The 18958-nt window shown below is 67.4% G+C and carries 17 protein-coding genes; 4 read left to right on the forward strand and 13 right to left on the reverse strand.

Annotated features, from left to right (window positions below; translation table 11 throughout):
• Nucleotides 1-6 precede the first annotated feature (6 nt).
• From astD to AC6H42_RS02805, 6 genes are all read right to left on the reverse strand, one after another.
• Nucleotides 7-1491 carry a succinylglutamate-semialdehyde dehydrogenase gene (gene astD / locus AC6H42_RS02780; protein ID WP_497547362.1) on the reverse strand — a complete coding sequence of 495 codons (1485 nt, stop codon included), beginning with the start codon at nt 1489-1491 and terminating at the stop codon, nt 7-9.
• Entirely contained in the window at nt 1484-2533 is a 1050-nt protein-coding gene (gene astA / locus AC6H42_RS02785) for an arginine N-succinyltransferase (RefSeq protein WP_497547363.1), read from the reverse strand. The genes astD and astA overlap by 8 nt, the downstream gene beginning before the upstream one ends.
• Before the next feature lie 12 nt (nt 2534-2545).
• On the reverse strand, nt 2546-3577 hold the full coding sequence (locus tag AC6H42_RS02790; RefSeq protein ID WP_057152682.1) for an arginine N-succinyltransferase: 1032 nt from the start codon (nt 3575-3577) through the stop codon (nt 2546-2548).
• A 69-nt stretch (nt 3578-3646) separates the two neighbouring features.
• Nucleotides 3647-4885 carry an acetylornithine/succinyldiaminopimelate transaminase gene (locus tag AC6H42_RS02795; RefSeq protein WP_497547364.1) on the reverse strand — a complete coding sequence of 413 codons (1239 nt, stop codon included), beginning with the start codon at nt 4883-4885 and terminating at the stop codon, nt 3647-3649.
• A 165-nt stretch (nt 4886-5050) separates the two neighbouring features.
• A complete protein-coding gene (locus tag AC6H42_RS02800) occupies nt 5051-5989 on the reverse strand; it encodes a GlxA family transcriptional regulator (protein ID WP_057152680.1) in 939 nt (312 codons plus the stop codon).
• Between the two features lie 24 nt (nt 5990-6013).
• On the reverse strand, nt 6014-6937 hold the full coding sequence (locus AC6H42_RS02805; RefSeq protein WP_057152679.1) for a DMT family transporter: 924 nt from the start codon (nt 6935-6937) through the stop codon (nt 6014-6016).
• A 135-nt stretch (nt 6938-7072) separates the two neighbouring features.
• On the opposite strand from AC6H42_RS02805, the gene AC6H42_RS02810 reads away from it, so the two are divergent.
• The 4 genes from AC6H42_RS02810 (at nt 7073) to AC6H42_RS02825 (ending at nt 10008) form a co-directional block, all read left to right on the forward strand.
• Nucleotides 7073-7462: a MarR family winged helix-turn-helix transcriptional regulator gene (locus AC6H42_RS02810; protein ID WP_229417997.1), complete on the forward strand. Its 390-nt coding sequence runs from the start codon at nt 7073-7075 to the stop codon at nt 7460-7462.
• A 67-nt stretch (nt 7463-7529) separates the two neighbouring features.
• Nucleotides 7530-7814 carry a hypothetical protein gene (locus AC6H42_RS02815; RefSeq protein WP_057152677.1) on the forward strand — a complete coding sequence of 95 codons (285 nt, stop codon included), beginning with the start codon at nt 7530-7532 and terminating at the stop codon, nt 7812-7814.
• Nucleotides 7815-7916: 102 nt separating this feature from the next.
• Nucleotides 7917-8753 carry an HDOD domain-containing protein gene (locus AC6H42_RS02820; protein WP_057152676.1) on the forward strand — a complete coding sequence of 279 codons (837 nt, stop codon included), beginning with the start codon at nt 7917-7919 and terminating at the stop codon, nt 8751-8753.
• A 64-nt stretch (nt 8754-8817) separates the two neighbouring features.
• Complete coding sequence (locus tag AC6H42_RS02825) at nt 8818-10008, forward strand: pyridoxal-phosphate-dependent aminotransferase family protein (protein ID WP_057152675.1); 1191 nt, start codon at nt 8818-8820, stop codon at nt 10006-10008.
• A 51-nt stretch (nt 10009-10059) separates the two neighbouring features.
• Here the strand turns inward: AC6H42_RS02825 and AC6H42_RS02830 are convergent, their stop codons facing one another.
• The 7 genes from AC6H42_RS02830 to AC6H42_RS02860 form a co-directional block, all read right to left on the reverse strand.
• Nucleotides 10060-11325 carry a coiled-coil domain-containing protein gene (locus AC6H42_RS02830; RefSeq protein WP_057152674.1) on the reverse strand — a complete coding sequence of 422 codons (1266 nt, stop codon included), beginning with the start codon at nt 11323-11325 and terminating at the stop codon, nt 10060-10062.
• Nucleotides 11326-11329: 4 nt separating this feature from the next.
• Entirely contained in the window at nt 11330-11665 is a 336-nt protein-coding gene (locus AC6H42_RS02835; protein WP_497547365.1) for a DUF6384 family protein, read from the reverse strand.
• A 21-nt stretch (nt 11666-11686) separates the two neighbouring features.
• Nucleotides 11687-13222 carry a coiled-coil domain-containing protein gene (locus AC6H42_RS02840; protein WP_497547366.1) on the reverse strand — a complete coding sequence of 512 codons (1536 nt, stop codon included), beginning with the start codon at nt 13220-13222 and terminating at the stop codon, nt 11687-11689.
• Complete coding sequence (locus AC6H42_RS02845; RefSeq protein ID WP_267877819.1) at nt 13222-14652, reverse strand: DUF6384 family protein; 1431 nt, start codon at nt 14650-14652, stop codon at nt 13222-13224. The genes AC6H42_RS02840 and AC6H42_RS02845 overlap by 1 nt, the downstream gene beginning before the upstream one ends.
• On the reverse strand, nt 14652-15791 hold the full coding sequence (locus AC6H42_RS02850; RefSeq protein WP_057152670.1) for a hypothetical protein: 1140 nt from the start codon (nt 15789-15791) through the stop codon (nt 14652-14654). Before AC6H42_RS02850 ends, AC6H42_RS02845 begins: the two co-directional genes overlap by 1 nt.
• Before the next feature lie 267 nt (nt 15792-16058).
• Nucleotides 16059-16697: a glutathione S-transferase family protein gene (locus AC6H42_RS02855; protein ID WP_057152668.1), complete on the reverse strand. Its 639-nt coding sequence runs from the start codon at nt 16695-16697 to the stop codon at nt 16059-16061.
• A gap of 35 nt (nt 16698-16732) precedes the next feature.
• Nucleotides 16733-18715 (reverse strand): TonB-dependent siderophore receptor, encoded by a 1983-nt coding sequence (locus tag AC6H42_RS02860; protein ID WP_497547367.1) that lies wholly within the window; start codon nt 18713-18715, stop codon nt 16733-16735.
• Nucleotides 18716-18958: the final 243 nt, after the last annotated feature.

Raw genomic sequence — 18958 nt, forward strand, 5'->3', positions numbered from 1 at the left:
TTTTCCTTAGAAGTTCATGCCGGGCGACAGCTTGGCCGGCATTTCGAGTGCGCTGTTCTCGATTGAAGCGACCGGGTAGGCGCAATAATCCGCCGCGTAGTAGGCGCTCGGACGGTGGTTGCCGGACTTGCCCACGCCGCCGAACGGCGCGCTGCTGGCAGCGCCCGTGGTGGGGCGGTTCCAGTTGACGATGCCGGCGCGCGCCAGCACCTGGAACTTGTTCCACAGCGCTGCGTCGTTCGAGATCAGCGCTGCTGCCAGGCCGTATTCGGTGGCGTTGGCGGCTTTGATGGCGCTGTCGAAATCGTCCACGCGGATAATCTGCAGCAGGGGACCGAACCATTCCTCGTCCGGGATGCCCTTGGCGTTGGTGGTGTCCACGATGCCGGCCGAAACGAAGCCGGTGCCTTGCTGCAGCTGCTTCATTTCCAGCAGCAGCTTGCCGCCCCTGGCCACCATGTCGTGCTGGGCCTGCACCAGGCGCGCGGCGATCGGCGCCGACACCACCGGGCCCATGAAGGGCTGCGGCTCGGCGTTCGAGGCGCCCACCACCAGCTTGGAGGCGACTTCCACCAGGCGCGCGATGAAGGCGTCGCCGGCCGGGCCGGTCTGCACCACCAGGCGGCGCGCACAGGTGCAGCGCTGGCCGGCCGAGATGAAGGCGGACGACACGGCCATGAAGACGGCTGCGTCGACGTCCTTGATGTCCCACACCACCAGCGGGTTGTTGCCGCCCATTTCCAGCGCCAGCAGCTTGCCGGTCTGGCCGGCGAACTGGCGGTGCAGCGCGGCGCCGGTCTGGCTGCTGCCGGTGAACAGCACGCCGTCGATATCCTTGTTCTGGCCCAGCGCGATGCCGGTGTCGCGGCCGCCGTTCACCAGGTTCAGCACGCCGGCCGGCAAGCCGGCCAGCTGCCACAGCTGCACGGTTTTCACGGCGGTGCGCGGCGCGTATTCGCTGGGCTTGAAGACCACGGTATTACCGGCGATCAGCGCGGGTACGATGTGGCCGTTGGGCAGGTGGCCGGGGAAGTTGTACGGGCCGAACACGCCGAATACGCCGTGCGGGCGGTGGCGCAGCACGGCTTCGCCGTCGGCCACCTTGCTGCGGGTTTCGCCGGTGCGCGCGCCGTAGGACTGGATCGAGATGTCCACCTTGTTGGCCATGGTGGTTACTTCGGTGCGCGCCTCCCACAGCGGCTTGCCCACCTCCTCGGCGATCAGCAGCGCCAGCTCTTCGGCGCTTTCCTTCAGCAGGTCGCGGAAGCGGGTGACGATGGCCACGCGCTGCTCCAGCGGCGCGAGGGCCCAGCCTTCGAACGCTGCGCGCGCCGCGCCAGCCGCCGCGGCCACGTCTTCCGGGGTCGCTTCGCGGCTGGCCCAGGTCTGCTTGCCGTTCGACGGGTCGATGGTCACCAGTTCGGCGCCATGGCCGGCGGACCACTGGCCGTTGATGAAATTGCTCAGGGCGTTGTTCGATGCGTCAGACATTGGTGTTCTTCCTCACGTTGAGAGTCAAAGTGCGCACGACGTCGCCGGCGTGCACGCGCAGCAGTTTCTGGTCGTCGGCGGACAGGTCGATCTTGCCGTTCACCGAGGCGGCGTCCGACAGGATCATGCGAAAATCCTTCAGGTTGGTGTTCGACACCAGCACCGGCTCCTGCTGCGGCGCGCAGGCGTGCGTCATGTCGGTGTCGACGTCGACCACGGCCAGGGCGCTGTCGCGCACCGCGCGCAGCTCGGACACGCGGCCCTGCAGCACCGGCCCGGCGTCGAAGATGTCGACGTAGCCTTCGAAGTGCATGCCTTCCTGCTCCAGCAGGCGGCGCGCCGGCACGGTGGAGGTGTGCACCTTGCCCACCACGTCCTGCGCGTCCTGCGGCAGGTAGGCCACGTACAGCGGCTGGCGCGGTATCAGCTCGGCGATGAAGGACTTCTTGCCCTGCGCGGTGAGGGCATCGACATGGTCGAACTCCATCTTGAAGAAGTGGCGGCCCAGGCCTTCATAGAACGGCGAGCGGCCGTCCGACTCCTGGTAGCCGCGCATTTCGGCGATCAGCTTTTCCGTGAACAGGTGCGGGAACTGGGCGATGAACAGGAAGCGGCACTTGGACAGGAATTTGCCGTTGTTGCCGTGGCGGTAGTCCGGGTTCAGGAACAGCGAGCACAGTTCGGTGCTGCCGGTCAGGTCGTTGGACAGATACAGCGTCTCCATGCGCGTGAACACCTTCAGTTCGCGGCTGGAATGCACCAGGGTGCCGATGCGGTAATTGTAGAACGGCTCGTCCAGGCCCACCGAGCCCTTGATGGCGCACACGCCGGCCAGGCGGCCGCTGTCGGTGTCCTCCATGACGAACATGTAGTCGCGCTTTTCGGGCGGGATGGTTTCGGCGAAGGAGGCCACGGCGATTTCCAGGCGGTCGCCCAGCATCTTCATGTCCGGCTTGAGCGTGGTCATGCCGGAGCCGACCTGGCTGGCCATGTCGAACAGGGCGTCCAGGTCGCTGGCTTGTATGGCGCGTACTACTAGCATAGGAGTCTCTTTTTAGATGCGTACACAAATCACGCTGCCGCCTTCGGCAACCTGCAGCGTTTCCTGCACTTCCACCGGCAGGGCGATGGTGGCGCTGCCTTCGATGGCCGGCACCGCCACCACCACGGCGCGGAACTCCTGGCCGGCGTTGGCGGCCACCGCGTAGGGCACCACCGGTTCGCCCGCGCGCGACGGGCGCGGCGTGGCCACAGTGCGCTGCAGCGACGAGGTGCAGGTGCGCAGCGCGTGCTTGTGCGCCTGCAGTATGGGGCCGCCGTCGAAAATGTCGATGTAGTCGTCGGCCTCGAAGCCTTCGGCCGTGAGCAGGCTGAAGGCCAGTTCGCCGGACGGATGGATCTGGCCCATCACGGCTTGCGCGTCGCCCGGCAGCAGCGGCACGTACACCGGGTAGTGCGGCATCAGCTCGACGATCAGCGTGCGGTTGCGCGCGCCGCCTATGGTGCGCTCGGCGTCGAGGAAGTCCATCTGGAAGAATTTGCGGCCCACGGCGTCCCAGAACGGCGACTCGCCGTTCGGGCCGGTGGCGCCGGCCAGGGGCACGAAGAAACGGTCGGCGAAGCGCTGCGGCGCCATGGCGGCGAACAGCAGGCGCGCGCGCGACAGCAGCGCCGCCTCGGGGCGGTTCTGCACCGCTTCGTTGACATAGAAACTGGACAGCTGCGAATAGGCAGTCAGCTCGGAGCACAGCGTCAAGGCGTGCACGCTATGGCTGATGTTCAGGTCGCGCGACACCTGCTGGATCACGTCGTTGCGGAACGAGAAATAGGTGCCATTGGAGCCGGCCGAAGCGAAGATGGCGGCGGTGCCCACGATGCCGTGGTCCGCCAGGGATTCCAGCACGAACAGGTACGATTCCTCGCTGGGGATATCGACGTGGGCGCTGAAGGATGCGATCGAAGCCTCGACCGCCTGCGCGATTTTGTCGCGCGTCTTGGGCAAGGTATGGACACCCGGCATGCTTACCGCAGCCAGCTTTTCCAGCGCTGCGATATCCGCAAGTTCTACCGGACGGACAACATACATGTGAACTCCTTTGTTTTTATACTTACGGGCGCTGCAGGGGACGGACCGGGCGGCCCGTCCCCGGGGGCATTACGCGGCCAGGCTGTCGAGCGCGGCGCGCAGCAGGCGGCCGGCTTCGGCGATCTGCTCGTCGCTCACCACCAGCGCGGGCGCGAAACGCACCACGTCGGTACCGGCGATCAGCACCATCAGGCCTTGCGCTTCGGCTGCCTTCTGGATGTCTTTCGACTTGCCCTTCCACGCGTCGGCCACCACCACGCCCAGCAGCAGGCCGCTGCCGCGCACGGTCGACAGGATGGCAGGGTATTCCCTGGTCAGGTCCTGCAGCAGGGCCACCAGCTTGCCCGACGCTTCATTCACGCGCGCCAGGAAGGCCGGCTGGTTGATGGTGTTCAGCACGGTCAGCGCCACGCTGGCGGCCAGCGGGTTGCCGCCGTAAGTGGTGCCGTGCGAACCGACGCCCAGCGAGGCCGCCAGTTCGTTGGTGGTCAGCATGGCCGCCACAGGGTAGCCGTTGCCCAGCGCCTTGGCCGAGGTCAGCACGTCCGGGGTGATGCCATAGCCCTGGTAGGCGAACAGGTGGCCGGTGCGGCCCATGCCGGACTGCACTTCGTCGAAGATCAGCACGGCGCCGGTCTTGTCGCACAGGTCGCGCAGCTCTTGCAGGAAAGCCTTGTCGCCCGGCAGCACACCGCCTTCGCCCTGGATCGGTTCCACGATCACGGCGCACACGTCGTCGCCAATGGCGGCGCGTGCGGACTCGATGTTGTTGTATTCGATGTGGTCGATCGCTGGCGGCAGCGGCTCGAATCCTTCGGTGTACTTCGACTGGCCGCCAACCGACACGGTAAACAGCGTGCGGCCGTGGAAGGAGCTGAAGCAGGACACGATGCGCGATTTGTGCTCGCCGAACTTGGCGTGGGCGTGCTTGCGGGCCAGTTTCAGGGCCGCTTCGTTGGCTTCGGCGCCGGAGTTGCAGAAGAAGGCGCGGTCGGCGAAGGTGGCTTCGGTCAGGGCCAGGCCCAGGCGCAGCACCGGCTCGTTGGTGTAGCCGTTACCCAGGTGCCACAGGGTGTTGGCCTGCTTGGTCAGCGCTTCGACGATGACGGGATTGCAATGGCCCAGCGCCGTCACGGCGATGCCGGAGGTGAAGTCCAGGTAGTGCTTGCCGTTCTGGTCCCACAGGTCCAGGCCCGATGCGCGCACCGGCACCATCGCGGCTGGCGCGTAGGTTGGAACCAGTACTTCGTCAAAAGTCTGCCGGGTGACAGGGCGAGTGGTTACAGTCGAATCAAGCTTTGCGTTCATGGCATTCCCTATCAATGTATAGAGGTACGGCCGCAACCAGGCGGCCACGGGTGGTACGACATTATAAAAAGCGGGATGCTAAAACTCTTTTGCGGATGCGACAAGGATTTTCATAATTCAGAAGGCCTCCGCATACCCGGTATGCCCGGCGGACTATGCCACGGCTCAGCCGTTCAGCTTGCGCTGGCGCTCCTCGCGCGGGGTGTTGCCGAACAGGGTGCCGAAGGCGGTGGAAAAATGCGAGCCGGAGGAGAAGCCGCACATCAGCCCCACCTGCACAATGGATGAATTGGTCTCAAGCAACAACTGGCGCGCGCGCTGCAGGCGCAGCTCCAGGTAGTAGCGCGACGGCAGGCTGCCCAGGTACTGCTTGAACAGCCGCTCCAGCTGGCGGCGCGACAGGCCCACCAGGTTGGCGATGTCGTCGGTCGACAGCGGCTCCTCGATATTGGCCTCCATCAAGGTCACCGCCTCCGACAGCTTGGGCTGCAGCGCCCCGAAGCGGGCCTGCAGGGCCACCCGCTGGCGCTCCTCGTGATTGCGCACGCGGTCGATGCACAGCGCCTCCTTCACTTCGGCCTGCACGTTGGCGCCATACAGCGCGTCCACCAGCGTCAGCGCGAAGTCGGCGCTGGCGGCGCCGCCGCAGCAGCTCAGGTGCGGGCCGTCGATCTCGAACAGGTGCGGCGTCAGGATGGCGCGCTCGGAAATGCTTTCCGTGTCGGCGTACAGCGCCCACGGCAGGGCGATGCGCACGCCGCCCATCAGCCCGGCTTCGGCCAGCCACAAGACGCCAGCGCCCACCCCGCCCCAGTAGGGCGCGGCACGCAGCCGCTCCACCACGGCGCGCAGCTGCGCGGGCGGCGGCGCTTCCTGCTGCTCGTCGGCCACCAGCAGCGCCAGGTGCCAGCCCCCGGCGGGCCCGGCGGCCAGTTGCTGCGGGGTGCGGATGTCGAGCTGGAATGGCGGGCCCACGCTGCGCGCGGCCAGGCGCAGCGGCTGGACCAGGCCGGCCCAGGTAAGCGTGTCCGCCTCGCCCGCATTGACCAGCAGCACGCGCAGCGGCTGCTCCTGGGACAGGCGGGACAAAGGGGAAAACGGCATCGGCGGATCTGAGCTAGTGGGTGATTACTCGGGCGCCAGCGCGGTCGGAGGCCGCGCTACGCTCCATTGGCTCACTATCATACCGGAGATCAACAATACCGCGCCGAGCAGGCCCGTCCAGGCGAGCGTCTCGCCCAGCCAGAAATAGCCGAACATGGCGGCGCAGCCCGGCTCGAAGGCATAAATCACGGCCGCCTCGTTGGCCGTGCTGTGGCGCTGGCCCCAGGTTTGCAGCGAAATGATGAGGGCGGTGGCCACCACCCCCAGGTAAATCAGGTTCCAGCGGTACAGCTTCAGGCCCTGCCAGATGTATTCCCAGTAGTCGCCCATGTCCTGCGGGCCGGCCACCGGGCCGCGCGGCACCTCGCGCAGCGCGATCCACAGCGCCGCGCATACCGCCACGGTGAGGATTTGCGCCGCCGTCAGCGTCATCAGGCGCCCGGCCTTGCGGGTGAACACTTCCATCATCTTGATGTAGCAGCCGAAGCACAGCGCGGCCAGCAGCGCCAGCGTGTCGCCCCGGCCCCAGACAAAGGCGCCGTCCCAGCACAGCGCGAACAGGCCCACCAGCGCCAGCGCCAGGGCGGCGACGATGCGGCGCTCCGGCAGCTTGCCCAGGAACACGCCCAGCAGCGGCGGCACCAGCACGTTCAGGCCGCAGACGAAGGCGTTGCGGTTCGAACTGGTCAGCGACAAGCCTTCCACCTGGAACAGGTAGCAGAAAAACAGCACGATGCCGCTAAGCAAGCCGTAGCGGCAGTCCGCCCACCTGGCGCGCACCAGGAAGGGCGACAGCAGCACGCTGGCCATGGCAAAGCGCGACACCACGATCCAGTTGGTGGACAGGTACGCGGTCATGTCCTTCATGGCCGGGAAGGTGGTGCCCCAGACAACGGTGACGAGCAGCAGGGCGGCGATGCCGCGGGCGTGGCTAGGCAGGGACGGCATGGATCGGCTTCATGTTCATTTATCAATATTCGCTGGCCGCGTAGTGTACCGCGATTGCCGCCCCGCAGCAGGGAGCTATAATCACGGTCTATGGGCGAACGATATTTGAAAAGTATCCGGTTACTGGCCGAATGCATGCAGGGCTTTGAACGCCTGTCGGGCGAGCACGTGCGCGAGTGCGGGCTGACCCATGCGCAATTCGACATCATCGCCACGCTGGGCAACACCGAAGGCATGTCCTACAAGGAGCTGGGCGACAAGACCCTGATCACCAAAGGCACCATGACAGGCGTGATCGAACGCCTGGAGCAAAAAGGCCTGGTGGAACGGGTCCGCAGCCTGGACGACAAGCGCTCGTGGTTCATCCGCCTCAGCCCGCAAGGCGAGCAAGTGTTCCGCGAAGTGTTCCCCAAAGTCATCTCCCGTGGCGGCGAGGTGTTCGCCGGCTACAGCGACGACGACTTCGCCGCCCTTGAAAAAACCCTGTCCGGCCTCAAACAAGTGATATCGGCAGGCGGCGCCTGAGGGCCGGCCAGCGGACTCGCACAGCGGCCCAGCGCGCGCCCATCCCCCCAACAACCAAGGAACGACATTGAAAACCTCCCTGCTCGAAGGCAAAAAGCCTGCGAAATTCGACAAGCACATCATCGGCAACCTGTTGCTCAACGTCGACACCCCGGACGAAGTGCGCAAGGAAAAGCTGATTATCGGCGTGCGCAATGAAGACGGCGAAATCTACCGCCTGATCGGCGCCACCAAGCACAACAGCTTCATGAACGCCATCGAGGAGCTGTTCGACCTCGGCCTGGTCGACGAACTGCAGGACAGCGAAGGCACCAGCGAAGGTTGCGACGCTATCTTCAGCGAAGCCGACTAAAATACAAGCGGATCACGCCGCGTGGCGGCGCGACCCGCAGTCCCGGCACGAATTGTGTCGCAAATAAATTCCACACGGCAATAATTTGCGTATAATTTCCTGATGGACAGACTGGACGCCTTCAAGCAAATCGCTGCTCAAGCGAGCCGGGGGGATCTTGCGTTCCCGACCAATGTGAACGCGTCGATCCGGCTGCAGGAGGCGCTCAGCGATCCCGACTGCCACGTCGAGGCCGCAGCCAAGCTGATCCAGGCCGACCCGCTGCTGGCGGCCCGCACCGTGGCCATCGCCAACTCGGTGGCCTACAACCGTTCCGGCACTGAAATTTCCAGCGTACGCTCGGCCGTCCAGCGGCTCGGCGTGCGCACCCTGCAGTCGCTGGTGGCCGCGCTTATCGTGCGCCAGCTCGGCAGCAAGATCACCGATCCCACCCTGAAAGCCATGGCCGCCCAGCTGTGGGAGCACACCGCCCATGTGGCGGCGCTGGCCCAGGTGATCGCGCGCCGCGTCACCCATGTCGATCCCGATACGGCGCTGTTTACCGGCATCATCCACGAGGTGGGCGCCTTCTACATGCTGGCCCAGGCCGACGCCTACCCCGGCGTCATGCAGGGCGAACCGGAAGACTGGGTGGAGCACGGCGAGATGGTCATCGGACGCGGCGTGCTGCGCAAGCTGGTGGTACCGGAAGCCGTGATGGCGTCCGTGGAGGCGATGTGGGAAGGCATGCGCGCGCTGCCGCCGGAAAACCTGGGCGACACCCTGCTGCTGGCCAACGACCTGGCCCCGGTGCCCTCCCCCATGCACCAGCGCCCCGGCGCCACCACCCCGGCGGCGGCCCGCACCATCGATTTCGCCATCGGCGAAGGCACGCTGGACGGCATCCTGCGCGAATCGGCCAGCGACGTGAAATCGCTGTTCTCGGTGCTGATGCTGTAGCTTGCTGCCGGTTCGCTGAAGATGGGCTATAGTTGCAGCAACATTAACTACAACTCACGCTTCCATGTTCTCGCCGCCCACCGTAGACAGTATCAATTCCCTGCTTCCTTCCGAACCGCTGCTGATGATGGGCGCCGGCCCGGTGCCGATTCCGCACAGCGTGGCGCAAGCCAATTCCATCGTCATCAACCACCTCGGCGGCACGATGGCCAAGATCATCCACCAGATGAAGGAAATGGCGCGCTACGTGTTCCAGACCGAATCGCGCTGGATACTGGGCGTGGCCGGCCCCGGGTCGGCGGCGATGGAGATGAGCGTCTGCAACCTGGTGTTCCCCGGCACGCGCGTGCTGAGCGTGTGCAACGGCTACTTCGGCCGCCGCTTCGCCGAGATGGCCACCCGCGTGGGCGGCCAGGTGGCGTGCCTGAACGTGGCGGACGGCGAGGCGGCCCAGGTGGCGGCCGTGCGCGAACACCTGGAACGCTTCCGCCCCGAGGTGCTGACCATCGCCCAGGGCGAAACCTCCTCCACCGTGTTCAACATCCACCTGCCGCAGATCACCCGGCTGGCGCGCGAGTATGGCTGCTACGTGATCGTGGACGCGGTTTGCACCCTGAGCACCATGCCGTGCGAGATGGACAACTGGAAGATCGATGCGATGGTGACCGGCGGCCAGAAGGGCCTGTCGTCGATTCCCGGCGTGTCGCTGATCGCGTTTTCGGAGCGCGCCTGGGAGCGCATCAACGCGCGCCCCGTGCCGCCGCCGCACTGGTGCCTGGATGCCAAGCTGGCGGAGCAGTTCTGGCATAACGCTTCCTACCACTACACGGCGCCGGTGTCCGGCATCCTGGCGCTGCACGAGGCGCTGCACCTGATCTGCCAGGAGACGCTGGAAGTGCGCTTCGCGCGCCACCTGCGCTGCTCCATGGGCCTGCAGCGCGGCGTGGAGGCGATGGGACTGAAGCTGTACGGCACGCCGGAGTCGCGCCTCAATTCCGTGGTCGGCATCGTGGTGCCGGAGGGCATTAACCGGGCCGAGATCTGCGAACAGATCTCGCTCAAGTACCGGGTGGAGATTTCCGGCTCCTTCGGCCTGAACATCGTGCGCATCGGCCAGATGGGCGAGCAGTGCCGCGCCCACCACCTGTTCCGCACGCTGCATGCGCTGGGTTCGACCATGAAGGAGCTGGGCGCGGACGTGGACGTGGCGGCCGGCGTGGCGGCGCTGGAGCGGCAGCTGCAGGGCGCGCTGTAAGGCGCGGCCGGCGGCGCCCCGGCGCCGGAGGCAAGCGGCCACCGGCTTTGCTCAGCTGCGGCTTGAGCCGCTGCCCCAGGCGGTTTCGCTGTAGCGGAATTTCGGCCGCAGCTCGCGGGCGAACTGCTGCAGCTCCAGCGTGAAGCCGCCCAGCGACAGTTCGCCGTTCATGTAGCGGCCGATCAGCGGCGGCAGGTCCAGACCGTCGCGGAAATCAATCTCCCTGGTGTCGATGAAGCCGCCACGCCGCAGGTCCGCTTCCAGCGCCTCGGCGCGCTGCGCATCCTCTTCCGCGTGCTGGCGCGCGGCCAGTGCGCGTTCGTAGTCGCGCCGGCTGCCGGCCAGCTTGTCCTGCAGGTTCACCACCTCCAGCACCAGCTTGTCGTCCTCCGGGCTGGGCGTGGCGCGCGCCTGTGCGATCAGCTCCGCGATCGGCAGCGACTTCAGGCTTGCCGCCTGCAGCTCCTGCGCGCGGCGGTAGCGCGCGTCGGTGCAGGCGGCGTACTCGGCCAGGCCGGCGCGCACGCGGCGCAGCCGTTCGTCCGCCTGCGCCAGGGCTGCTTCCAGCGGCGCCACGGCCTGCGCAATGCGCTCGGCGATGGTGGGCGGCGGCGGCGCGAAAGACAGCGCATCGAGCTGCGCGCGCGCATCGGCCAGCGCCTGCGCGCTGCGTTCGGCACGCGCCGGCAAGGCTTGCTGCATGGCCAGCAGGATGTTCTCGTTGCGGCGGTTGGCGTCGAAATTACACAGGCCCGCGATCCAGTCGTCCTTGACGGTCTGCGCGCCGCTGCGGCGGTAGTCGGCCGTGCGGTAGCCCGCTTCGCGCAGGAAGACATACAAGGGGTCGCTGCGATAGCCGGCCAGCTTGGAGACGATCTCGGTCTCCAGTTCGGCGTTCATGGCCAGCAGCGCCTGGTGCGCGTCCTCGGCGCGCTGGTAGCGTTCGCGCGCCGCCTGCAGGACCTGGGCCGCGTCCAGGTGGGCGCCGGGCCGCAGCGCCGCTTCGCGGATCTCTGCGCCGCGCTGGCGGATGGCTGCCACATGGTTGGCGACGTCGCTGTTGACGGTTTGCAGTTCGGCGCGCAGAGCTTGCCACTCATCGGCGCGGAAGGCCAGTTCGCGCTCCACTTCGGCCGCGATATTCTGGCCGCCTTCCAGATGCAGCGAGGCTACCTGCCGCAGCAGGCCGGCGATCTTCTGTTCCAGCGCGGTCTGGTCCCGGCTGGCATCGGCCGTGCGCTGGTCGCAGCTTTCCAGCTTGCCCTGGTAGATGCGGGTGTTCTCGGCGATGGCGGCGGTGAATTCGCTGGCGAGCATGGCGTTATTTGACAAGGCGGGTCAGCCAGCTTTTCCAGCCGGACGGGCGTCCCTGGCCGGCACGCTGGGCTGCAATGTATTGCAGCGCTTTTTCGCGTTCGGCGGGGTCGGCGGGGCCAGGTTCGAATTCCAGGCGCTGTGCGAAATAGGCGCGCACGCCTTCGGCGATCAGCTCGTCATCCACGGCGAGCCGGTTCGCTGCGTAGTATTCGCGGATGCGCGCGGCCACTTCCTCGCGCCGCCTGGGCAGGTCGAGATGTTCGTCCACCACCATCTGCCGGTGGCGCAGCTCGTCGATGATGGCCATCGCGCCCAGCTGCTCACTCAGACTCCCTGCCATACCGCCTGTCCTTTCATGCCACTAAAAACTGTCGCTGGTGCTGTAGCTGCCGCCGCTGCTGCTGTCCGAGCTGCTGCTACTGCTACTGCCACTACCGCTGGAGCGGCCGTTTGATGTGCCGCCCGATGCGCTGCTGCCCCAGTTGCTGCCGCCCGAATTGCCGCGCCCCGAACGCCGGCGCGAGCCGGAAGAGGACGAGCCACCGCCGCTGCTGGCCAGCGCGCCCACCACCGCCACCACCACGGCCCCCACCGTCAGCAGCACGGTGCCGGTAAGCTTGGCGCCGGTCTTGCCGACTTCGATCCACGAGATCGTACCATCGTCGTCATGGTAAGGCCCCAGCTCGCGCGTGTGGCGCCCGATTTCCGCGTGCACCTGCTGTTCGCTGTACTTGCCGTTCACGTAGCCGTCCAGCACCTGCCTCAGATCCAGTTCGTCCTCGAAGAAGTGGCGCGTCACGCCGCCCGCCTGCGGCAGCGCCTCGAGCAGCCGGTCCCGGATTTCGCCGGCCAGCAGCCGTTTTTCGCGGGCCTCGCGCAGGCGCTCCGCCAGCGCGCCGTATGCCTGCTCCAGCGCGGCGCGCTCCTGCCGCAGGCCGGCCAGGCGCTGCACCAGCGCGTCGTCTTCCGCTGCCGGGGTGGCGGCCGCCTGCGCCGCCAGCTCGTCGATGGAACGGGCCTGCAGGAAATTCCGCACCAGCTGCTGCGCCGCGACATAGCGCGCGTCGCTCTTGTCCGCGTAGGCGGCCAGCACCGCGCGCACGCCGGCGACGGCGCCCTGCTGCAAGTCCAGCTCGCGGCTGCGCTCGGCCAGGCGCGCCTCGGCGCCCGGCAGGTCCAGCGCGGCGGCGGCGGCGTCAAGCAGCTTGTGCTCGGCTTGGGCCGCCTGCGCCAGGTCCGCGTCCAGCAAGCAGGCGCGGCGCGCCAGTTCCTGCTGCATCTCCAGCAAGGTCTGCTCCGAGGCGCGGTTTTCCTTGAAATGGCAGAGCCGCGCGACCCAGGCGTCCAGCATGCGCACCGGCGGCAGCGCGCCGTAGCTGCGGTCGCCGTAGCGGCGCTGCCGCAGGTAGGCGTACAGGCTGCCCTCGGCCTGGTAGGGGCCCAGCTTGGCGCTGCATTCGGCGCTCAGCTCGTGGTGGTCCGGCTGGAAGGCATCGCGCGCCTGGCGCGCCAGCACGTGCGTCTGCGCACTGATGACGAACGCCGTGTCGGCGGCCAGGTTGGCGTGCAGCTGGCTGCGCAGCGCCTCGCACTCGCGGCGCGCCCGGTCGCGCGCGGCCAGCGCCTGCGCCACCGTGGCTTCGGCCTGGGCCAGCCGGGCGCGCTCGCGCTGCTCTTCGCGCGCGCGGTCGGCCAGTTCGCTCTTGACCCGGTTGCCGAACTCGACCTGCTGGTCCAGCTGGAGCTCGGCCACCTGTCCCAGCAGCCCGGCGCTGGCGGCGTCGCACCCGGCCTGGCGCGCGGCGGTGTCGGCGCTCTGCCGTTCGATGCCGGCCAGGGCCTGCTCGTGCTGGCTGCAAAAGGCCTCGAGTTCCGCAATGTAGGTATCCTGCTCCATCACCACTCCGTAATCGTGTCGGGCTGCGCCTTCAGCGTGCGCGCGTAGCGCACCGTGAGCGAGTTGGCCGGCTTGCTGCCCATCTCGCGGCTGTCCACGTGGCCGCTGGACTGCTTCTCGGCCTTCACCCTCTCATACTCGCTGCGGCTCACGCGCACGCCATAGAATTCGGTCCAGGTGCTGTCGCCGGTTTCCGCATTGCGCACCGGGACTTGCACATTGTTGCCCTCCGCGTCCAGCGCTTCGACAATCAGGTACCAGGACTTGCCGCCCGATGCGTTGTAGTTGCGCTCCACTCCCGAGCGCACACCGTCGCGGTCGGCCACCAGAATGTTCAGCGGCAGCCTGGCGAAGCTCAGCAAGGCCTCAGCCTGCGCGGCCAGCGCCTCCACGCGCCCTGCGTCCAGCTGCGCGGCGGCACTCAGGGCCGACTGCGACAGCGCCTGCACGCGCAGCCTGTCGTCGCCGGACAAGCCCATCTTGCCAAGCAGTGAAACGACTTGGCGCACGTCCTGCAGGTGGCCTTCCGCCAGGGCGGCCTGCGCCAGCTGCGTACCCAGTTCCGTTACGGCGAGCTGCGCGGCGGTGGCGCCGGCGCCATTGTTTTCTTCCAGCGCCAGTTGCACCTTGCGCACCTGCTGCCGGATGGCCGGCGCGTTCCACAGCACCGCTTCGCTGTACTGGCGCTGCAGCGCCAGCATGGCCGATTGCGCCCCAAGCATCAGCTCCAGCCGCTGCAGCGTGTGCTGCGCCTGCGTCAGCACGGCTTGCGCGGACTGGGCTTCGGCCTTGCGCTGGCCGAGCGCCGCCAGGAAGGCGCCGCGGTTGTCTGCGGTGATGGCGTCCGCTTCGGGCGCGGCGTCCTTCAGCGTTGCTTCGGTTTGTTGCAGCCCGGCCTGCACCTGGGCCAGCATGGCTGCGGCGGGCCGCAGCTGCGCGTGGGCCGCGCCGGAGCGTCCGGCCAGCTGCACCGCCTGCGCGATCACGTCCTTCTGGCTGGCGCGCGCCTGCTCCAGCACCTCGGCCAGCTGCGCCACGTGTTCGCGGCTGTCGCGGTGCAGGCGCCAGTGGTCGCGGTAGTTCATGCCGCCCCACATGGCCAGGCAGGTCGCGGCGCAGCCCAGCCACAGACCGTAGGCCTTCGCGTGCTCGCCGCGCTTGACGTACAGGCGCGACAGCAAGCCGGCCAGCTTGCCCGGCGCGGCGGGACGGAATTCCAGGCGGCCGTCGAAGTAGGCGCGCACGCCTTGCGCGACCAGCGCGTCGTCCACCGGGATGTTGTGCGCCGCGTAGTAGTTGCGGATGCGCTGCTCCGCGTCGGCGCGGCGGCGCGGCAGGTCGAGATGCTCGGCCACCACCATTTGCCGGTGGCGCAGATCATCAATGATGGACATCGCTCCCAGTTGTTCGGACAGCCTGCCTGCCGCCACTAAGCAGCGCCCTTGTTCAGCAGGGCGATGAAGCGCTGTTTGCTGTCCTCGGTGGCCGCTTCGATCTCTTTCGAGGTGCGGGTCGATTCCTCGCGCAGTTCTTCGATCAGTTTCAGGCTGCTGCCCTGGAATTCAACGATGGCGTTGGCCAGCGCGCTCACCGAGCTGGCCTTCAGCGTGGAACCGTAGCCGGCGCGCAGGCCCGCTTCGAGCTGCTGGCCGCCGGCCTTGGCCAGCGATTCCAGGCCCTGGTTGATGCCGTCGGTCATGGCGTCCATGGTGCTGGTGGTTTCTGCCAGGCCGGCCATCGAGGTGAACGACGCGGCCAGGCCGGTGAACACCACTTCGTTGGTGGCGAAGAAGGTCACGGCGCGCTGGTAGATGCGCTCCTTGACGGTATGGGTCTGCTGCAGGCGGGCGAACACCAGTTCGGCCGTGTTGTAGGAGGTCTTCAGGTCGTCGGCGATGTCTTTCACGATCTGGTAGGACTTGTCCTCGTCCTGCACCGCGCGCAGCGCTTCGTCGCGCGCCAGTTCCAGGCGCGCGCGCTCGACGGCGTCGGCCACGTTTTCGGTGGCCTTGTTGGCCACGTCCAGCGCAACCTTGCGGCGCTCCAGTTCGGCGGTCGCCGTTTCCAGCACCTGCTGCGCGTCCACCTCGGCCGTTTTCAGCGCCATGCGGAAGTCGCGGTAGGCTTCCAGGATAGCGTTCTCGCGCTGGATTTGTTCGTTGGCCGACTTGGCCACGTCCAGGTAGGTGGCGCGGATGTCGTTGAAGCGGTCGGGAATCGAGCCGCGGCGCATCTTCATCCAGCCCATCTGGATGCGTTCCTGGAAGTCGATCTTGCCGTCGGCCATCCAGCCGCTCATCTTCTCGGCATCCTCGCGGATGGAGTTGAAGCCGGTGGTGATCTCGGCGTAGCGGGTGGAGATGTCCATGCCCTGGATCTGGTCGCGCACGGCGGCGTTGAAGGTGGACGAGTACTGCAGCGTGGTGGCGATGGCCGTGATTTTCACGGCATCGTATTTGGAGACTTTCTCCAGCAGCGGCACCACCGGAGCAGCCTCGCGGTTGCCCAGGTTGACGCCGATGGTGCGCAGCGCATTGACTGCACGGTCGAGATAGCTGATTTGGTTCATTCGAGACTCGCAAGTGATGGGTTTGCTATAAAGAAAGTAGCCCGCAACGCATCTTATAACAAAAACATCCTTGCGAAAATCTCACCCGGCTTTTATCGCTTGCGGAACCGCAAGCCCGGCCAAAGCCGGGCCCATATTGGGCAGCAAACCAAGCAGCAAATTCGGCAACGGGCCCGGAGCCAGGTTCGGCGCCGGATGCGCCGAATTCACCGCGCCCGCCAGGCGCTGGCGCGACTTGCGCGCCGTGTCGCATAACAGGCACATGGCTCAGGCCTCCGCCGGCTGCGGCGGCAGCGCCTGCTGCGTCCGCTTCCACGCAGGCAGCTGCTGCATGCGCCCGAACCAGGCCATCAGGTTGGCGTAGCCGCCCAGCGGCAGCGCGGCCTGGTCGAGGTACATGATGGGCGCGGCCAGCGCCAGGTCGGCCAGGGTCAGGCTGTCGCCCACCACCCACTGGCGGCCCGCCAGGTGCTTGTCCAGCACGGTGGCGTAATCGGCCAGGTCGCTTTCGCCGCGCTCTTCTTCGCGCGCGTCCGGTCCCTGGCCGGTCACATAGCCTTTCCAGATACGCTCCCAGGTCAGCACGCCGATGGCCGGCGAGAGGTGCTGGCAGGCCCAGAACATCCAGCGGTTGACGTCGGCGCGCACACGCACGTCCTGCGGGTAGACGGTCTGGCCCGGCGTCTTCTCGGCCAGGTACTGCATGATGGCGCAGGATTCCCACAGCACGAAGCCGTCGTCTTCCAGCACCGGGATCTTGCTGTTGGGATTGAGCTCGCCCAGGCGGCGCCGGTCGTCCGCGCTCATCAGGTCAACTTCGACGAATTCCACCGCCGCCCCCAGGTGGGCAGCCAGCATGGCCACGCGGCGGGCATTGGACGAAATCGGGTGGTGGTATATGCGCATGGCTGGCTCCGTTTGTGATTAGCGATAAAGCTATATTAAGAGACAGCCATGACAGTTTCTGTCAGTAGCGTTAGGCTATAAATCCGCGCTACAGATCCACTTTCATGCTGAGCTTGACCGTGCGCGGCAGGCCGGCCGACAGGCGCGTGCCGCCGGCCGCCCAGTACTGCTTGCCGCTCGCGTTTTCCACGTTGGCTTGCCAGGTGGTGCGCTTGCCGAACGCCTGCGTCGTAACGGGTACCGGCGCTGAACAGGGTGACGCCGCCCAGCCAGGCCTGGTTCAGATCGTTCACCGGGCGCTTGCCGGTATGGTAGGCGCCGCCGTTGATCGACCAGCCAGGCAGCGCCGCCGGCGCGTAGGACAGGAAGGCGCTGGCGGTCTGGCGCGCGGCGTTCTCCGGCAGCTTGCCGTTGTAGGCGGCGCTGATGTTGCGGAAACGCGGAGCGAGCCACTGCGCCGAGGTTTGCCACGCCAGTTCGCGCGTGAGCTGGCCCTGGGTGGACAGCTCCAGGCCGCGGTAGCGCTGCTGGCCGTCTGCCACGTAACGGTTGGCACTGTTGGTGTAGTAGCCGGGACGCTCGATCTCGAACAGCGCCGCCGACAGCAGGGTGCCGCCGTTGCCGCCAGCGGCGCGCCAGCGCGTGCCCAGCTCGCGCTGCTTGCTGACGCCCGGCGCCAGGCGCTCGCCCTGGTTGGCGGTGCCGGTGGGGCCGGTTTCGCCCTCTTCCAGGCCTTGCGCGGCGGAAGCGTAGAAGCTCAGCTGCGGCGCGGCCTTGTAGACCACGGCCGCCATCGGCGCGGTCTTGGCGGCGTCGTAGCGCGCCGCACCCTGCTCGCTGCGGTAGCCGGCGCGGCGCAGGCCGGCGATCAGCTGCCACCGCGCCCCCAGCTCCATGCGGTCCAGCGCGTACAGGCCGGCGTCGCGCGAGGCCAGCGCCGCCGTGGTGGGCGCCGTGGGCACGGCGCCGTAGACGATGCCGGCGATCGGCTGCGGGTGGTACAGGTTTTGCGCGGCGATGGTGTAGTTGGCCTGGTAGATCGGATCCTGGGTCTTGACGGTGCGGGCGGCGCCCAGGGTCAGCTCGTGGCGGATGGCGCCGGTGCCGAAGCTGCCGGCCAGTTCCGCCCGCAGCAGCTCGGACGCGGTCACCGAGGTCTGGATGTTGCCGTTGATGCGGCCGGCGCCGGTGGCCACGGCGGCGTTGTTGTTGAAGCGGAAGATGGCCAGGCGGCGGCCGCGCTCCGTCTCCGAGCGGCCTGCTTCCACGGTCAGCGCCCAGTTGTCGCCCAGCGCATAGTCGGCACGCAACTGGGCGTTGGCCACGCGCGCTTCGAAGAGGGCTTCTTCGGGGCCGGCCGGGCGGCGCGGGTCCACCGCGCGCGGCAGCGGGATGGCGCCGTCGGCCACGGCCGGCAGCGCGACGCCCACCTGCTCGGTCATCTTGCGGCGGTCGTATTCCAGGTCCGCTTTCAGCAGCAGGCGCGGCGACACGCGCCAGTCGAAGGCGGCCGAGGCGAAGCGGCGCATGCCGTCGTCCACGCCGTCCAGGTGGGAGCCCAGCACGCCGCCGGCGGCGTTCACGCGCAGGCCGAATTCGTTGGCGCCGCCGAAGCGGCGCGCCACGTCGGCGCTGGCCACGGCGCTGCCGTTATCGTCGATCTGCAGGCCGGCACTGGTGACGGGGGTGGCGCCGGCGCGCCTGGTGACGAAGTTCACCACCCCGGCCGGCGTGGTGAAGCCGTAGTACAGCGCCGAGGCGCCCTTCAGCACTTCCACCCGCTCCTTGTTCTCCATCGCCACCTGCGAGAAGTTCATGATGGGCAGCGAGCCGTTCAGGCGGTAGTTGGTGCGGTTCTCGACCGGGATGCCGCGTATTACCAGCTGGTCCCAGGTGTCGCCGGCGTTCTGCTGGCGCGTAACGCCGGCGGTGTTGCGCAGCGCGTCGTACAGCCCGCCCGCGGCCTGCAGTTCCAGCACGTCGCGCGTGACCACGTTGACGGTGGAGGGCACGTCCATGATGCTGCTGCCGCGGAAGCTGCCCGCTTCCACCGTGTTGGGCAGGAAGCCCTGCGCGCGCGGCGGTGACGCGCACCGTGCCGAGCACGGTATCGTCCTGGGCCCAGGCCAGGGACGAGGCGGACAGCACGAAAGTGAGGAAGAAAAAGCGGGGCATGACGTGGCTTTCAAATTTGCAGTGACTGACCCGGCATCATATCGCAAATGAGAATCATTCTCAAATTTGGGCAAAAAAAACCCGCC

The sequence above is a fragment of the Massilia sp. NBRC 108631 genome, from assembly GCF_059704565.1.

Coding starts and splice junctions, on each gene's coding strand:
- AC6H42_RS02800 (WP_057152680.1), bottom strand. CDS start 5,989: ATGCCGTTTTCCCCTTTGTCCCGCCTGTCCCAGGAGCAGCCGCTGCGC.
- AC6H42_RS02860 (WP_497547367.1), bottom strand. CDS start 18,715: ATGGACGTGCCCTCCACCGTCAACGTGGTCACGCGCGACGTGCTGGAA.
- AC6H42_RS02840 (WP_497547366.1), bottom strand. CDS start 13,222: ATGGAGCAGGATACCTACATTGCGGAACTCGAGGCCTTTTGCAGCCAG.
- AC6H42_RS02825 (WP_057152675.1), top strand. CDS start 8,818: ATGTTCTCGCCGCCCACCGTAGACAGTATCAATTCCCTGCTTCCTTCC.
- astD (WP_497547362.1), bottom strand. CDS start 1,491: ATGTCTGACGCATCGAACAACGCCCTGAGCAATTTCATCAACGGCCAG.
- AC6H42_RS02855 (WP_057152668.1), bottom strand. CDS start 16,697: ATGCGCATATACCACCACCCGATTTCGTCCAATGCCCGCCGCGTGGCC.
- AC6H42_RS02835 (WP_497547365.1), bottom strand. CDS start 11,665: ATGGCAGGGAGTCTGAGTGAGCAGCTGGGCGCGATGGCCATCATCGAC.
- astA (WP_497547363.1), bottom strand. CDS start 2,533: ATGCTAGTAGTACGCGCCATACAAGCCAGCGACCTGGACGCCCTGTTC.
- AC6H42_RS02850 (WP_057152670.1), bottom strand. CDS start 15,791: ATGAACCAAATCAGCTATCTCGACCGTGCAGTCAATGCGCTGCGCACC.
- AC6H42_RS02820 (WP_057152676.1), top strand. CDS start 7,917: ATGGACAGACTGGACGCCTTCAAGCAAATCGCTGCTCAAGCGAGCCGG.
- AC6H42_RS02805 (WP_057152679.1), bottom strand. CDS start 6,937: ATGCCGTCCCTGCCTAGCCACGCCCGCGGCATCGCCGCCCTGCTGCTC.
- AC6H42_RS02790 (WP_057152682.1), bottom strand. CDS start 3,577: ATGTATGTTGTCCGTCCGGTAGAACTTGCGGATATCGCAGCGCTGGAA.
- AC6H42_RS02830 (WP_057152674.1), bottom strand. CDS start 11,325: ATGCTCGCCAGCGAATTCACCGCCGCCATCGCCGAGAACACCCGCATC.
- AC6H42_RS02795 (WP_497547364.1), bottom strand. CDS start 4,885: ATGAACGCAAAGCTTGATTCGACTGTAACCACTCGCCCTGTCACCCGG.
- AC6H42_RS02810 (WP_229417997.1), top strand. CDS start 7,073: ATGCAGGGCTTTGAACGCCTGTCGGGCGAGCACGTGCGCGAGTGCGGG.